General features: G+C 70.7%; 3 protein-coding genes. 2 read left to right on the forward strand and 1 reads right to left on the reverse strand.

Going from position 1 to position 2,900, the window contains the following annotated elements:
- A partial coding sequence (locus F4X11_05175) for an FtsX-like permease family protein (protein ID MYN64406.1) occupies positions 1–378 on the forward strand: 378 nt, incomplete at its 5' end.
- Here the strand turns inward: F4X11_05175 and F4X11_05180 are convergent.
- Positions 375–1,124, reverse strand: coding sequence for a Uma2 family endonuclease (locus tag F4X11_05180; protein MYN64407.1), 750 nt, complete (start codon positions 1,122–1,124; stop codon positions 375–377). The genes F4X11_05175 and F4X11_05180 overlap by 4 nt on opposite strands.
- Before the next feature lie 276 nt (positions 1,125–1,400).
- Between F4X11_05180 and F4X11_05185 the strand changes: the two genes are divergently transcribed.
- Positions 1,401–2,594 (forward strand): ABC transporter substrate-binding protein, encoded by a 1,194-nt coding sequence (locus F4X11_05185; protein ID MYN64408.1) that lies wholly within the window; start codon positions 1,401–1,403, stop codon positions 2,592–2,594.
- Positions 2,595–2,900: the final 306 nt, after the last annotated feature.

The raw sequence follows: 2,900 nt of genomic DNA on the forward strand, positions 1-2,900 counted from the left end.
GGGGGTCCCTTTTCAGATTGCCGCGGGGTCCCTTTTCATCTTGCCGCTACCATCTACGGCGTGCTCAGCTACACGGTGTCGCAACGCCGGCGCGAGATCGGCGTCCGCATGGCGCTCGGAGCCGGACGCGGGCAGGTCGTCAAGCTGGTGGTGGGGCAGGGCGGCGTGCTGGTCGCCGCCGGGGTCGTGCTCGGCTTGGTGGCTGCCGCCACGGCCAGCCGCATCGTCGAGAGCGTCCTGTTCGGCGTCACGCCGGCCGACCCGCTGACTTTCACGGCCGTTACCGCGGTGCTCCTCGGCGTCGCGTTGCTCGCCTGCTGGTTGCCGGCGCGCCGCGCCGCGCGGATCGATCCGATGAACGTGCTCCGCGAGGCCTAGCGGTCCAGCCCGTTATTCGACGCGACGCGCTCGCGAAGCAGCGCTTCCAGTTCAGTCACCCGCGCTTCGGCGGCCGCAACCCGCGTTTCCGCGGTCCGCCGGGCGGCGGCTTCTTTCAGGCGACCCTCGGCCTCCCGGAGACGGTCCTCGGCTTCCTCGTCGTGACTGCGCAGATCGACGCCGGTCACCGGATCCTGAAAGCGCATCTCCCGCCCCGGGACCGCCCGCAGCTCCAGCCCGAGCGTCTCGCTGCGCAGCGTCAGCGTCCCGTCCAGCGCCGTCGCCGCCGGTTGACGGACGTAGCCCGACGGCGTCCACCGCTCTCCCTGCAGACGCGCGGGCAGATGTTCTCCCAACGGGTCGTACTGCCAGTACTCGCGCACGCCGAGCCGCGCATACACCGACCGCTTCCGCCCGACGTCCTCCCGCCACGTGCTCGGCGACGCGACCTCCAGCACGAAGGCCGGCGCCTGTCCCTCCTCCCACAGCTTGTAGTTGAGCCGCCGGCGCTTCTCCACGCCGAACACCACGAAGATGTCCGGGGCGACGGACACTCGCGGATTGCCCTCCTCGTAATAGATGAGAAGGTCTCCAGAAACGTACACGTCCCGGCGGCTCTTGAAGTGGCGGGTCAGGGCGGCGATGCCGTACATGATCGCATCGCGCTGGGCGTCGTTCTCCGCCATCGGCTTGCCGTCCGAGCTCGGGTAGTGAATCGGCACGGCGGCAGGCGCGGGTCGCATCATTGCGGGACTTCTCCAGACGGTGCGGCAGTCCGCACGATTCCCCAAGCTACCACACGCTGCGCCGCCGTCGACACCTCAGGGCGTCCGTTGCGGGAGGCTGAAGCACGTATCGTGCCGACCGTCGGGTGCGGGACCGCAGGAACCGATCATCGGTTCAGGATAGACGCGGGGCCGCTTCCGCAATGGCTTCGTCCGTTGCCTCGAGGGTGACCGCGCATCCGGCTTCGGAGTCCTGGCGATTCCCGCCGGTGTATCGTGGACGAAAGGAGAAACACGATGAGGATCAGCCGTCGAGAGCTGCTTGCCGCCGTGGGCGCGATGGGCGCCGGACTGGGTGCAGCCGCCGCGACGCCTGCGTTCCCGGCATTCGTCCAGTCTCGGCCGCTGCGCATCGGCGCGCTCATCTCGCGGATGGACCGGCAGGGTCAGGACGAGCTGATTCAGCCCTATGACCAGCAGATGCGGCTTGGACTGGAGCTCGCAATCGCGGAGCTGAACGCAGCGGGAGGCATTCTCGGGCGGCAGGTCGAGCTGCTCGTCGCCGACGACGAAGGCAGCCCCGCGCCGGGCGCCGCGGCGGCGATCGATCTGATTCGGAACGAGGGCGCCGAGGCGCTCGTGAGCGGCTTCGTCATGGCGATGCCGCCGTACATGGACCGCACCCTCGAGCGCGAGGGCCTGGACGTCCCGGTGGTGCATGCCATGCAGACCCCGGGCACCTACTGCGGGCGGGTGGCGCACGTCGGCTCGACGACGCTCCAGTCGATTTCGACGCTGATCGAGCACCGCGGCCCGGACGCCCGGCAGCGCACGTTCCAGATCTCGGACTGGGCGCCCTCGCAACGGACCGTCTCGAACCAGTTCTACCGCCACGTGCAGGCCGGTTCCACCGGGGCGGCGCTGGTGACGACGCCGGTCCGCGGCAACAGCCCGGGTGAGTACACCGGGCTCGTCCAGTGGGCGCGCGACCTCGACGCGAGGAACTTCTGGATCTCCATTCCGCGGCCGTACGCCGTGAACGTGGTGACGCAGGCCGACTCGCTCGGCATCGCGTCCGATTTCGCCTGGCACTTCCTGGAGTTCAGCGAGTGGCAGGCGTCGCAGCTCCCCGCCGGCGTCGAGGCCTGGACGTCGGTGCCCTTCGTGGCGAGCGAGGACCGCCCCGCCGTCCGCGACTTCGTGGCGCGCGCCCGCCGGCACGCGGGCGACGACCTGGTCACGCACGTTGCCTTCTCGCACCATACGGCCGTCCACGCGCTGGCGCGGGCGATGGAGGAGGCCGGGACCACGGCGGCAGGCCCGGTGCGGGCGGCGCTCGACGGCCTCCGTCTGGAGGTGGCCACCGGCACGTTGACGCTGGGGTCGGGCGGCTACGCGACGATGCCGATGTACGTGGCGCGCGCCACGCGCGACGGTTTGGAGGTGGTGCAGCGGTTCGAGGCGGCGGCGCCGGGTGCGGCGTGCGGGTGACCCGCGCCTGCCGCGCGCGGCCCGTTGGCGCCAGTGTTGGTGGCGGCGCCGTCGCAGACCTGGGCTTCGTGTCGCCCGGTCGCGCCGCGATGATCCGGCATTGGGTACGCTGGTTCCTGCCGTTGCTGGCAATCGCCGGTCTTGGGGTGCTGCCGGCAGTGGCTCAGACCGGCGCCGCCGGTCCGGCCGGCGGCGCGGCGGGCGAATGGACCTATTTCGGTGGCACGCGCGCCTTCACCCGCTACGCTCCGCTAGGAGCTTGCGCCGCAGAACGCAGTGCAGCGAAGTTCTGCGACGCAAGGTCAT

Source organism: Acidobacteriota bacterium (assembly GCA_009861545.1).
In the GTDB taxonomy this organism is placed as follows: Bacteria; Acidobacteriota; Vicinamibacteria; order Vicinamibacterales; family UBA8438; genus WTFV01.